This is a genomic window from Microbacterium excoecariae, assembly GCF_011326725.1.
GTDB lineage: Bacteria > Actinomycetota > Actinomycetes > Actinomycetales > Microbacteriaceae > Microbacterium > Microbacterium excoecariae.
Map to the genome: position 1 here is coordinate 636,065 of NZ_JAANCO010000001.1, position 12,454 is coordinate 648,518.

Below are 12,454 nucleotides of genomic sequence, written 5' to 3' on the forward strand. Positions count from 1 at the left end.
GGGCCGTCTCTCGCTCAGAGCCCGAACGAGGTGGGGCTGCCGGTGACGTTTCCGACCAGCCCGCGGAGGATGTTCTCGCCCGTCTCGGTGCGCAGTCCGTCGTACCATGCCTCCGTGACGCCGGGCTCGAAGCCGTGGGTCTCGGTCGCGCGCTTGCGCGCCCGCAGCACGAGCTCGCCGGCGCGCTCCGACCGCGCCTTCGCGTAGCGGCTCAGGGTGTCGGCGGGGCTGAGGTGGTGGGTCGCGAACATCAGGCCCAGCACGAACGCGTCCTCGAGCGCCGAGCAGGCGCCCTGGCCGATGTCGGGGGTCGTGTTGTGCGCGGCGTCGCCGAGGATGGCCACGCGCCCGCGCGTCCAGGTGTGGAACGGATCCAGGTCCCAGATCTCCACGCGGTTGAGGCTCGTGGCCGGGTCGATGGCCTCGAGGAGCGCGGCGACCCCGGGCGCCCAGCCCGCGAACGCGGCCTCGAGGGGCGCCGTGCCGTCCGCGCGGTCGTAGGGCGTGCCCGCGGGCTGAGGGACGTCGACGAAGAAGTAGAACCGGTTGCCCGCGACGGGCATGACGGCGACGCGCTTGCCGTCCGCGACGTAGGTGGTCCACTGGTCGGCGGGCCCGACGCGCTCGTCGATGGGGACGAGCCCGTTGAAATTCGTGTACCCGGAGTAGCGGCGCGCGTGGTCCTCGCCCGTCACGTAGGCGCGGGCGCGGGAGTTCGCGCCGTCGGCGGCGATGACGACGTCGGCCGTGGCGGTCGTCCCGTCGGCGAAGGTGACCGTGGCGCCGTCGTCGTCCTGATCGATGCCGACCATCGTCATGCCGAGGCGGATGCGATCCATGCCGAACCGGTCCATGAGCAGCTGCTGGAGCTCGGCGCGCGCGACGGGGTAGGGGCGCTGGCCCGTGAGCTCCGTCACGGGACCGAGGCTGAACTGCGTCATGGTCTCGCCGGTGTGGCCGTCGAGGTAGGCCATCCGGTCCATGCGCCCGCCCAGCGCGGCGATCTCATCGGCGAGCCCGAGCCAGTTGAGGACCTTCACGCCGTTCGGCCAGAGCGACAGGGCCGCGCCGACCGGCTTGTTCTCGCGGATCCGGTCGTAGATCGTGACGTCGTGCCCGAGGCGCTGGAGCGCGATCGCGGCGCTCGTGCCTCCGATGCCCGCGCCGATGACGATGATCTTCATCTAGCTTCCCCGGTAGGTCGAATAGGCGAACGGGCTGAGGAGGATCGGCACGTGGTAGTGCCGCTCGTCCGCGACCGTGAAGGTGACCGACACGAACGGGTAGAACGCCTCCGTGCCGCGGGCGTCGAAGTACCCGCGCGTGTCGAAGCGCAGCGTGTAGTCGCCGGGGGCGAGCACGTCCGGCCCGAGGCCGGCGCGCCCGTCGGCGTCGGTCTCGGCGCGAGCGAGGGCGGATCCGTCCGGCGCGGTGAGCGTGAGCGGGATCCCCGGGGCGGGGGATCCGCTCGCCGCGTCGAGCACGTGGGTCGTGAGGTGGGGCATGTCAGGGCGCCTCCGGGGTCGCGTCATCGTCCAGCGCGTCCTCAAGGCGGAGCTGGGCGATCTGGGAGAGCTGGCCGGCGGCCTCGCGCCACTCGGCGTCCGCGTCGCTGTCGAGGCGCCGCTCGAGCTCGGCGAGGATCTGCTCGGGCGAGCGGCCCGCCGCGCGGATGAGGAAGACGCGGCCGAACCGCTCTTCGTACGCGGCGTTGCCCTCGGCGATCCGCCGGGCCACGTCGCTCGCGGCGTCCCGCATCGCCGACTGCTCGCGGCGCGAGTGGTCGGCGTTTGCGCCGGCGGACGTCACGCGGTCCCCGATGCGCGGGTGGTGCGCCAGCGCGCCGTCGAGGTCGGCCTCGGTCCAGGCGCCGGCGAGCTCGTCGGCGCGGCGGGCGAGCGCGGCGACGTCGGCGTACGGCCGCCCCGCGACGAGGGCGTCGGCCCAGCCCGGGACGTCGGCCCACACGCGCACGATCTCCCGCGCCTCGGCCGCGGGAAGCCGGTGGAAGTCGTCGAGGAGCATGGGTCCAGGCTATGCCGCGGCGCGTTTCGCGGGTGTTGCGGCGAATCTAGCTCGCCGGATGCACGATGAGCCAGCGAGCCACGGCGACCTCGGACCCGCGGTTGTGGATCCGGTGCGGGACGTGGCACGGGTAGCTGATGGTGTCGCCGGGGGAGATGTCGACCGTTTCATCGGAGAACTCGATCGAGAGCATGCCGCGGGTGACCTCGCCGACCTCGTACCCCTCGTGTCGCAGCATGCGGTTCTTGGCGGTCGCCGTGCTGCCCGGGGGGTAGACCGACTCGAAGTAGTCCACGCCGGGCGTCGGCCCGGGGGCGAGGCGCCGGAACGTGACGCCGCCCCCGAGGGACAGCGGCGCCGCGTCGTCCGAGCGCGTGACCGCGATCCCCTCGGCCGGTGTGACATCGTCGTCCGCGCGGAACGCCGCGGCCAGCGGCACACCGAGGGCGTCGGTGATGGCGATGAGACGCGCAACGCTCGGTTGCATGACGCCGCGCTCGATCTGCGAGACCGCGCTCGTCGAGATGCCGATGCGGCGCCCGAGTTCCGCGGCGCTCACGCCCGCGGATCCCCGTAGCGCGCGCAGGCGCACCCCGACGTGGGGATCGGTGGTCGGCGCGGCGTCGCTCATACGGTCATCGTAGTGAGCCGCATGACGGCCCTCGGGCAGAGGTTTAACGCGCCAGAAACACGCCGACGTGAGGACGTAATCGTGAAGCCATAGCTTCACACCAGGAATCGCTCACCGCGTTCCTCCCGGCACTCTACGCCCCCGCGAAAGGCCACACCATGTCCGCACTTCCCTCGGCTGCGCAGGCCGCGCTGCCCCCGGCGCAGGCCGCGACGCGCCCCGCGCACGATCCTCGCCTCGCCAACGAGGACCTCGCGCCGCTCGCACGGCAGCGGTGGACGAGCTACAACATCTTCGCCTTCTGGATGAGCGACGTGCACTCGGTCGGCGGATACGTCACGGCCGGATCCCTTTTCGCTCTCGGGATCGCGAGCTGGCAGGTCCTCGTCGCACTCGTCGTCGGGATCGTCATCGTGCAGGTGTTCGCGAACATGGTGGCGAAGCCGAGCCAGCGCACGGGCGTGCCGTACCCCGTCGTCAACCGCTTCATCTTCGGGATCCGCGGGGCCAACGTGCCGGCCATCATCCGCGGGCTCATCGCGATCGCCTGGTACGGCGTGCAGACCTTCCTCGCGGCGGAATCGCTGAACATCGTGTTTCTGAAGTTCGTGCCGCTCGCCGAGGACCTCGTCGCTCCGTCGTTCCTGGGTCTCAGCGCACTCGGCTGGATCTCCTACGCGATCCTGTGGGTCGCGCAGGCGGCGGTGTTCTGGCGGGGCATGGAGGCGATCCGCCGGTTCATCGACTGGGCGGGCCCGGCGGTCTACGTCGTGATGATCGTGCTCGCGGTGTACCTCGTCTCGCGGGCGGGCTGGGACAACATCAGCCTGACCCTCTCCTCCGGCGAACCGCTCGGGTTCTGGGCGTCGATTCCCGTCATGCTGACGGCGATCGCGATCGTCGTGTCCTACTTCTCCGGTCCCATGCTGAACTTCGGGGACTTCGCGCGGTATGGCCGCACCTACGCGGCGGTCAAGCGCGGGAACTTCTGGGGCCTGCCCGTCAACTTCCTCTTCTTCTCCCTGCTGACGGTCATCACGGCGTCCGCGACGGTGCCCGTCTTCGGCGAGCTCATCACGGATCCGATCCACACGGTCGAGCGGATCGACACGCCCTTCGCGATCCTGCTGGGCGGTCTCACCTTCGTGACGGCGACGGTCGGCATCAACATCGTCGCGAACTTCATCTCGCCCGCGTTCGACTTCTCGAACGTCGCCCCCCACCGGATCAGCTGGCGCGCGGGCGGCATGATCGCCGCGGTCGGGTCGGTGGTCCTCATGCCGTGGACCTGGTACGGCAATGACGAAGCGATCCACTACTCCCTGGGGATCCTCGCGGCGCTCATCGGCCCGCTGTTCGGGGTTCTCATCGCGGGGTACTTCGTCGTGTCGCGTCAGCGCATTCGCGTCGATGACATGTACACGCTGTCCGAGACGGGGGCGTATTGGTATCGCCGGGGATACAACCCGAACGCCATGTGGACGCTCGTGCTTGCGGGCGTGCCGACCATCGCGCTCGCGATCGTTCCGAAGTCCCTCGTGTTTGCCGGGCTGCTGGCCTCCGGTTGGGGCGCGATTGGCGACTTCAGCTGGTTCGTCGGGTGCGGCCTGGGGTTCGGGATCTTCGTCGTGCTCGAGCGTGTGCGGCCGCAGGTCCCCACGTTCGTCGGCGAGCGCGCGGGGATCAGCGACGGCACGGTCGCCGACGACGATGGGCGGGCCTGAGCCGTGCGCGTGACGTTCCTCAACCCCAACACCTCCGTCGCGTTTACGGACGCGGTCCGGGAGACCGCCCGACGGGTCGCAGGCGAGGGAGTAGAGATCGTCGCCGTGTGTCCCGCGCCGGGGGACGGGCCCGCGGCGGTCGAGAGCCACGTCGACGAGATCCGAGCCGCCGCGGCGGTCGTGGACCTCATCGCCCGAGATCAACGGGCGGGGGGCAGTGATGCCTACGTCATCGCCTGCTTTGGTGACCCCGGCCTCGACGCCGCACGCGAGCTTGTCGACGTCCCCGTCGTCGGGATCGCCGAGGCAGCCATGCATCTCGCGGCGATCGCGGGGCGGCACTTCGCGATCGTGACGACGCTCACACGCACGCTCGGGCGCGCGAGCGATCTGCTCGCGCGCTACGAGTTCGACCGCGCGTGCGTCGCGGCGTACGGCACGGGAATCCCGGTTCTGGACCTCGAGGACCCGTCGAGTGGCGCGTCCCGTCGCGTGCGCGCGTGGTGCGAGCGCGCGATCGAGGAAGACGGGGCCGACGTCATCGTGCTCGGCTGCGCGGGAATGGCCGGTCTCGCGACAGAGCTGCAGAGCGCGCTCGGCATCCCGGTCGTGGACGGCGTCGCGGCCGCGACCGGCGTCGCTCTGGCGATGGCGAGGGCGGGTGTCGGCACGAGCAAGCGGGATGAGTACGCGGCGCCCGTGGCGCGGGAGGCCATCGGTGCATGACGGGCGGGGGGCGGCCGCATCCGCCGTCTCTTGTTCGTCACACGCGCCAAGTACCGTGGGGGTCGTGAGCCCAGATACACCCACCTCGACCTCGATCGCCGCCCGACGCGCGTTTGTCGGCGACTCCTTCCGGCCCGCGACCGTGCGCATCACGGACGGGCGGATCACCGGGATCGGCCGCTTCGATCCGCACGCCGAGGTGGTCGTCGACGACCGGCACGTCCTCTTGCCCGGGCTCGTCGACTCGCACGTCCACCTCAACGAGCCCGGCCGCACGTCCTGGGAGGGCTTCTCCACGGGAACGGCCGCCGCCGCGGCGGGAGGCGTGACGACCCTCGTCGAGATGCCGCTGAACTCCGTCCCCGTGACGACGACGCCCGCGGCGCTCGCCGCGAAGCGCGAGGCGGCCGCGGGCCAGCTGGCCGTCGACGTGGCCTACTGGGGCGGGGCCGTGCCCGAGAACCTGGGCTCCCTCGCGGCGCTGCTCGACGCGGGCGTCGTGGGCGTGAAGTGCTTCCTGGCGCCGAGCGGCATCGACGAGTTCGGGCACCTCTCCGCGGACGAGCTCGAGCGCGCGCTCGCCGAGCTCGCCGCGGTCGACGGCCTCCTCATCGCGCACGCCGAGCTCGCCGAGCACCTGGGCGAGGCCGCGGGCCCCGTGTTCGCCGACTTCGTCGCGTCGCGCCCGCCGGCGGCCGAGGTCGAGGCGGTGCGGCTCGTGATCGAGGCCGCCCGCCGCACGGGCGCGCGCGCCCACATCGTGCACGTGTCCGCGGCGGAGACGCTGGCCCTCGTCCGCTCCGCGCGGGCCGAGGGCGTGCGGATCACGATCGAGACGTGCCCGCACTACCTCGCGCTCGACGCCGCGCGCGTCCCCGACGGGGAGGGCCGCTTCAAGTGCTGCCCGCCCATCCGCGACGCCGCGAACCAGGACGCGCTATGGGAGGGCGTGCTCGACGGCACGATCGACGCGATCGTGAGCGACCACTCGCCCGCGACGCTCGACATGAAAAACGTCTCCGACCTCGGCGCGGCCTGGGGCGGCATCGCGGGGCTGCAGACCGGCCTCGCGGCCGTGTGGACCGAGGCGCGCCGCCGCGGCATCCCGCTCGAGCGGATCCTTCCCCTGTTCACGACGGGCCCCGCCGGGATCGTGCGCCTTGCGCGCGGCGAGATCACCCGCGGCGCCCCCGCGCACCTCGTCGTGTTCGACCCCGAGGCCACCCGCACCCTCGCGGCCGACGACCTCGCCTACCGCAACCGCACCTCGCCGTGGCTCGGGGCCGAGCTCGCGGGCGTCGTCGAGGAGACCTATCTCGCGGGCGAGCGGGTCTACGCGCGCGGCGCGGGCCTCGCGGCGCGCGCCGGGCGCGAGGTGTTCCCGCGCGACGGCGACGGCGAGCTCGAGGGCGTCCTCGAGCTCGGCACGGGCCTCATGACCGGGACGGACGCCCGGTGACCTCCGACGCCCTGGCGCGGAACCGCTTCGGGACGTCGGCGGGCGCCCCGGACTTCGCCGATGTGGACATCCTCCAGCCCGGCGTGGGCGTGCCCGACGGCGCGACCTACCTCAGCGCGCGCCCCGAGCACGTCCTCTGGGGTCGCCTGCCGAGCCGCGCCGACGCGCCCGTCCTCACGATCGCGGCCGGCGACCAGGTCGTCATCGACACCGTCAGCCACGAGGGGATTCTCCCGGATCAGGGGCAGGACCCGGCCGCCTTCTTCGCCGGCCACGGCGTCCCGGCCGCCGCCGTCCTCGAGGACGCGCGGCAGATCGCGGCGACGAGCCCGCGCGACGCGGCCGCCGACGGACCGCACGTCGTCACGGGACCCATCCGGGTCGAGGGTGCCCGCCCCGGCGACCTCCTCCGGATCCGCGTGGATCGCCTCGTGCCGCGCGTGCCCTACGGCGTCGTGAGCAACCGCCACGGCAAGGGGGCGCTGCCTGGCGTGCTGCCGCGCTCGGGCGAGACCGTCAGCGTGTTCGCCGCGGTCGAGGAGCGGGGCGGATCCCTCGTCGGCACCCTGCCGCGCACGGAGGGCGGGCCGCGCGACGTTGCCTTCCCGCTCGCGCCGTTCCTCGGGACGATGGGCGTCGCGCCGGCCCGCGACGAGCGCCCGCACTCCGTCCCGCCGGCCGAGTACGGCGGGAACATCGACATCCGTCTGCTCGTGGAGGGCACCGAGCTCTTCCTCCCCGTGCAGGTCGACGGGGCGCTCGCGTACGTCGGGGATCCGCACTTCGCGCAGGGCGACGGCGAGGTGGCGCTGACGGCGCTCGAAGCGTCGCTGCGCGCCACGCTGACCTTCGATGTCGTGCCGCGGGAGGAGGCGCTGCGCGAGTTCGGCCAGGTCGCGGGCCCGCTCGTGCGGACGCCGGAGTTCCTCGTTCCGACGGGGCTCGACCCCGACCTGCGGGAGGCGATGAAGAAGGCCGTCCGCGCCGCGCTCGATCTCCTCCAGGCGCGCTGGGGCATGGAGGAACACCTCGCTTACGCCTACCTGTCGGCGGCCGCCGACTTCGACATCTCGCAGGTGGTCGACATCACCTGCGGCGTCCACGCCCGCATCCGAGAGGCCGACTTCGCATGACCGACACGATCCCGGGGGCGGCCTCCGTTCCCGCCGAGCTGCTCGAGGCGCTTCTCGCCTACGAGCGGGCGATCCTCGCGAACGACCTCGACGAGCTCGACCGCTGGTTCATCGACGCGCCCGACACGCTGCGCGGCGACGACGCGGGGCTGCTCGTCGGGCACGACGCGATCAGCGCGTTCCGGGGCCTGCGCGGCGGCGTCGCCGCGCGCGAGATCGAGCGGATCGAGTACCGCCCGCTCGGCGACGACCAGGCGCTCGTCGTGTCCGTGTCGCGGTTCCTCATCGGCGGCCGGGGCCTCCAGACGCAGCTGTGGCGCCGCACGGACGAGGGCTGGCGGATCGCGGCGGCCCACGTCTCGGGCCGGCCGCGGCCCTTCGACCGCGCGATGTGGCGCACCGTCGGCGACCCGCTGTTCCAGGGATCCTGGGACGGCCCGCTCGCCGGCCGCACGGTCGCCGTCAAGGACCTGTTCGCCCTGAAGGGCTACCGGATCGGCGCGGGCAACCCCACTTACGTCGACTCGGTCGCGCCCGAGCCGCGCACCGCCTCGGCCATTAGCGACCTGCTGCGCGCGGGGGCGTCGCTGCGCGGCATCGCCCGCACCGACGAGTTCGCGTACTCGATCGCGGGCGACAACCCGCACTACGGCACGCCCCCGAACGGCGCGGTCCCGGGCGCGCTCCCGGGCGGATCCTCGTCGGGCCCCGCGAGCGCCGTCGCCACCGGACAGGCCGACATCGGGCTCGCGACCGACACCGCCGGATCCGTGCGGGTCCCCGCGTCGTATCAGGGGCTCTGGGGCCTCCGCACGACGCACGGTCTCGTGCCGCGCCAGGGGCTCCTCCCGCTCGCGCAGTCGTTCGACACGGTCGGCTGGGTCACGCGGGACGGCGACACCCTGCAGCGCGTCGCCGACTGGTGCCTCTCGTACGACGGGTCCGACTCGACCGAGCGCGTGTACGGCGCCTCGGGCGCCGACCTGCCCCGCCGCTTCGTCGTCCCCCTCGAGGCGCTCGATGCCGCCGAGCCGGCCACGCGGGAGGCATTCGAGCGCTTCCTGGAGGCGCTCGACGCGCCCGTCGAGCGGGTGTCGATCGGCGCCCTCGCCGAGTACCAGGAGCCGTTCCGCGTCGTCCAGGGCGCCGAGGCGTGGCGCAACAACGGCGAGTGGATCCGGGAACACCCGGGTGCGCTGGGTGGCGCGGTCGCCGCGCGCTTCCGCGCCGCGTCGGAGGTCACGCCGGAGGACGAGCGCGCCGCGCGCGCGGCGATCGCGCCGCTCAAGGAGCGCATCGACGCCCTCGTCGCCGACGCGCAGCTGCTCCTCCCGACCGTGCCGGGACCGGCGCCCATGCGCACGTCGGACGGTGCGCGCGTCGACGCGGTGCGCGCCGCGACGCTCGGCATGACCACGCCCGTCGCGATCGCCGGGATCCCGGCCGTGTCGATCCCGCTCCTGACCGTCGCGTCCCAGCTCGGCCCCGCGCCCGTCGGCGTGTGCGTCGCCTCGCGCGCCGAGACCGACATCGCGCTCGTGCGCCTCGCCCGCCAGATCGCCGACGAGACCCTTCCCGCCTGAGAACGAGAGAACCCATGCCCGCTTCCGCGCCGCTCGACCCGCCCGCCCGCCTCCTGATGGGGCCCGGCCCCATCTCCGCCTACCCGCGCGTCCTCCGCGCCATGTCGGCGCCGCTGGTCGGGCAGTACGACCCGTTCATGACGCACACGATGGGGGAGGTGCAGGCGCTCTACCGCCGCGTGTGGGCGACCGAGAACGAGCAGACGTTCCTCATCGACGGGACCTCGCGCGCGGGGATCGAGGCCGCGATCACCTCGCTCGTGCGGCCTGGCGAGCGCGTGCTCGTGCCCGTGTTTGGGCGGTTCGGACACCTGCTCGCCGAGATCGCGGAGCGCGCGATGGCCGAGGTGCACACGGTCGAGGTGCCGTGGGGCCAGGTCGTTCCGGTCTCGGTCATCGCCGAGGCGGTCGCGCGGGTCAAGCCGCGCCTTCTCGCCCTCGTGCAGGGCGACACGTCGACGACGATGAACCAGCCGCTCGATGAGATCGGCGAGATCTGCCGCCGCCACGGCGCGCTGTTCTACACCGACGCGACCGCCTCGCTCGGCGGGAACGCGTTCGAGGCCGACGCCTGGGGCCTCGACGCCGCGACCGCGGGCCTGCAGAAGTGCCTCGGCGGCCCGAGCGGATCCGCCCCGATCACGCTGTCGGAGCGCGCCGTCGCGGCGATCCGCCAGCGCTCCCGCGTCGAGGCGGGGATTCGGGAGGACACCGACGCGTCGGCCGACGACTTCGTGCGCTCGAACTACTTCGACCTGGGCATGATCATGGACTACTGGGGCCCCCGGCGCCTCAACCACCACACCGAGGCGACGAGCATGCTCTACGCCGCGCGCGAGTGCGCGAGCGTCCTGCTCGACGAGGGCCGTGACGCGGTCATCGCCCGCCACGAGGTTGCGGGGCGCGCGATGCTCGCGGGCGTCGAGGGCCTGGGGCTCACCGTCTTCGGCGACGTCGCGCACAAGATGCACAACGTCGTCGCGGTCGAGATCCCCGAGGGCGTGCCCGGCGACCAGGCGCGCCAGGAGATGCTCGACGACTTCGGCATCGAGATCGGGACGTCGTTCGGCCCGCTGCACGGCCGCGTGTGGCGGATCGGGACGATGGGGTACAACGCGCGCCGCGACACCGTCCTGACGACGCTCGCCGCCCTCGAGCAGGTCCTCCGCCGCCACACCTCGGTGCCCGCAGGCGGCGGGGTGGAGGCCGCGGCCGACGTCTTCCGCGGGGCCGCCCAGTGACGGGGGGCCGGCTCGACAGCATCGCGCCCGAGGCGTTCGCGGCGGCGGCGCGCCGCGTGATGGCGCGCTGCGACGAGCTCGCCCGCGTGAGCGCCGAGGACGGCGAGATCACGCGCGTGTACCTCTCGCCGGAGCACGCGCGCGTGAACCGCCTCGCGGCGGAGTGGATGCGCGAGGTGGGCATGTCGACGCGCCTCGACGCGGCGGGCAACCAGCTGGGCGTGCTGCCGGCCTCCGGCCCGGACGCCCCCCGGCTGATGCTCGGATCCCACCTCGACACCGTGATCGACGCGGGGCGCTTCGACGGGATCCTCGGGGTCCTCATGAGCATCGAGGTCGTCCGGCTCCTGCGCGTGGCGGGAGAGGACGGGGCGTGGCTCAGCCCGTTCGACTTCGGCATCGAGGTCGCGGCGTTCAGCGACGAGGAGGGCACGCGCTTCGGCAAGGCCCTGCTCGGATCCTCCGCCGTCGCCGGGACGTGGGACGAGAGCTGGTGGTCGCTCACCGACGCCGACGGGATCACGCTGCGCGAGGCGTACCGCGAGTTCGGGCTCGACCCGGGCCGCGTGGGCGAGGCCGCGCGTCGGGAAGGCGAGCTCGTCGGCTACCTCGAGGCGCACATCGAGCAGGGCCCGGAGCTCGACCGGCGCGGCGAGCCGCTCGCGGTCGTCTCCTCGATCGCCTCCGCGCGGCGCTTCCAGATTGCCGTCGAGGGCGAGGCCCGCCACGCGGGCGGCACGCCCTACGACATGCGGCGCGACGCCCTCCTCGGCGCGAGCGAGGCGGCCCTCGCGGTCGAGCGCGTGTGCGCGGCCGAGCATCACATCATCGGCACGGTCGGCCAGCTCGAGGCGTTTCCCGGCGCCGTGAACGTCGTTCCCGGCGAGGCGCGCTTCAGCCTCGACCTGCGCGGCGAGTTCGACGAGAGCCGCGACCGGGTGTGGAACCAGCTCAGCCGCGAGCTCGACGACATCATGGGCCGCCGCCACCTGCGGTGGCGCGCGCGCGAGGTGCACCAGGCGCCGGCCGTGTTTTGCGACCCGCTTCTCCAGGACGTGGTCCGCGCGGGGATCGGCGAGACCCTGCCGCGCGGCGCCGCCGAGCCGACGACCCTCTTCAGCCCGGCCGGCCACGACGGCATGTCCATCGGCCGGGTCGCGCCCGTCGGCATGCTTTTCCTCCGCAACCCCGACGGCGTCAGCCACCACCCCGACGAGGCGGTGAGCGGATCCGACGTTGCCCTGGGCCTGCGCGCCTTCGCCGAGGCGGTCGCGCACCGGGGTGCGGAGCCCGCGGCGTAGGCGCTCGACGGATCCGCTCCCGCGCGCCAGGATCGGGGGTGCGACCTACGACAAGGAGACGACATGGCCTTTCCCGGAACGATCACCGTCACGAGCCCGGACTTCGCCGACCGCACGCGCCTCGCCGACCGCTTCGCGGCGGAGCACGAGGACGTCGCGCCCGCCATCGCGGTCTCGGGGGTCCCCCGCGACGCGGTCGAGCTGGCCCTCATCTGCCACGACCCCGACGCGCCGATCCCCTTCGGGTGGACCCACTGGACCGTCTACGGCATCCCGGCCGACGCGACGCGCATCGCGGCCGACTCGGGGCGCGAGGGCGTGACGACGAAGGGCGAGGCGGGATACTCCGGGCCGCTTCCCCCTCCCGGGCACGGCGAGCACAGCTACTACTTCTGGGTCTACGCGCTCTCCCGCCCCGTCGCGGGCGAGCCGACCCGCGAGGAATTCCTCCGCGACTACGCCGACGCGATCCTCGAGCAGAACCGGCTCGTCGGCACGTACTCGCGGGGCTGAGGCGGCTGGGGGCCCGCCGCGGGCGCCCGCGGCGGGACCCCCGAAACAGGATCGCAACGTATGGCGATGTTCGTGAAACTTACATTCCGTACGGTCGGGTCATCCGCTCACCGCGTCT

At 73.2% G+C, this 12,454-nt stretch carries 12 protein-coding genes; 8 read left to right on the plus strand and 4 right to left on the minus strand.

The window, feature by feature from the left end; all coding sequences use genetic code 11:
* Window positions 1-14: 14 nt before the first annotated feature.
* Genes hpxO through G8E01_RS02870 form a run of 4 tightly spaced genes read right to left on the minus strand, consistent with a single transcriptional unit; the run spans window position 15 to window position 2,656 of the window.
* A complete protein-coding gene (gene hpxO, locus G8E01_RS02855; RefSeq protein WP_166315586.1) occupies window positions 15-1,184 on the minus strand; it encodes an FAD-dependent urate hydroxylase HpxO in 1,170 nt (389 codons plus the stop codon).
* Entirely contained in the window at window positions 1,185-1,505 is a 321-nt protein-coding gene (uraH, locus tag G8E01_RS02860; protein WP_166315589.1) for a hydroxyisourate hydrolase, read from the minus strand.
* 1 nt (window position 1,506) lies between these two features.
* The gene (gene uraD, locus G8E01_RS02865) at window positions 1,507-2,025 is read right to left on the minus strand and encodes a 2-oxo-4-hydroxy-4-carboxy-5-ureidoimidazoline decarboxylase (RefSeq protein WP_166315592.1); all 519 of its coding nucleotides are present in this window, start codon (window positions 2,023-2,025) and stop codon (window positions 1,507-1,509) included.
* A 46-nt stretch (window positions 2,026-2,071) separates the two neighbouring features.
* Window positions 2,072-2,656: a helix-turn-helix domain-containing protein gene (locus G8E01_RS02870; RefSeq protein ID WP_166315595.1), complete on the minus strand. Its 585-nt coding sequence runs from the start codon at window positions 2,654-2,656 to the stop codon at window positions 2,072-2,074.
* Window positions 2,657-2,814: 158 nt separating this feature from the next.
* Between G8E01_RS02870 and G8E01_RS02875 the strand changes: the two genes are divergently transcribed.
* From G8E01_RS02875 to G8E01_RS02910, 8 genes are all read left to right on the plus strand, one after another.
* The gene (locus G8E01_RS02875; RefSeq protein ID WP_166315598.1) at window positions 2,815-4,380 is read left to right on the plus strand and encodes an NCS1 family nucleobase:cation symporter-1; all 1,566 of its coding nucleotides are present in this window, start codon (window positions 2,815-2,817) and stop codon (window positions 4,378-4,380) included.
* Between the two features lie 9 nt (window positions 4,381-4,389).
* Complete coding sequence (locus G8E01_RS02880) at window positions 4,390-5,106, plus strand: aspartate/glutamate racemase family protein (RefSeq protein ID WP_338100723.1); 717 nt, start codon at window positions 4,390-4,392, stop codon at window positions 5,104-5,106.
* Between the two features lie 64 nt (window positions 5,107-5,170).
* Window positions 5,171-6,565 carry an allantoinase AllB gene (gene allB / locus G8E01_RS02885; protein WP_166315604.1) on the plus strand — a complete coding sequence of 465 codons (1,395 nt, stop codon included), beginning with the start codon at window positions 5,171-5,173 and terminating at the stop codon, window positions 6,563-6,565.
* Between the two features lie 62 nt (window positions 6,566-6,627).
* Window positions 6,628-7,698 (plus strand): acetamidase/formamidase family protein, encoded by a 1,071-nt coding sequence (locus G8E01_RS02890; protein ID WP_166319700.1) that lies wholly within the window; start codon window positions 6,628-6,630, stop codon window positions 7,696-7,698.
* Window positions 7,695-9,281 carry an AtzH-like domain-containing protein gene (locus G8E01_RS02895; RefSeq protein WP_166315607.1) on the plus strand — a complete coding sequence of 529 codons (1,587 nt, stop codon included), beginning with the start codon at window positions 7,695-7,697 and terminating at the stop codon, window positions 9,279-9,281. Before G8E01_RS02890 ends, G8E01_RS02895 begins: the two co-directional genes overlap by 4 nt.
* A gap of 14 nt (window positions 9,282-9,295) precedes the next feature.
* Window positions 9,296-10,522, plus strand: coding sequence for a pyridoxal-phosphate-dependent aminotransferase family protein (locus G8E01_RS02900; RefSeq protein ID WP_166315610.1), 1,227 nt, complete (start codon window positions 9,296-9,298; stop codon window positions 10,520-10,522).
* Window positions 10,519-11,823 carry an allantoate amidohydrolase gene (locus tag G8E01_RS02905; protein ID WP_166315613.1) on the plus strand — a complete coding sequence of 435 codons (1,305 nt, stop codon included), beginning with the start codon at window positions 10,519-10,521 and terminating at the stop codon, window positions 11,821-11,823. Before G8E01_RS02900 ends, G8E01_RS02905 begins: the two co-directional genes overlap by 4 nt.
* A 63-nt stretch (window positions 11,824-11,886) precedes the next feature.
* The gene (locus G8E01_RS02910; RefSeq protein WP_155048580.1) at window positions 11,887-12,336 is read left to right on the plus strand and encodes a YbhB/YbcL family Raf kinase inhibitor-like protein; all 450 of its coding nucleotides are present in this window, start codon (window positions 11,887-11,889) and stop codon (window positions 12,334-12,336) included.
* Window positions 12,337-12,454: the final 118 nt, after the last annotated feature.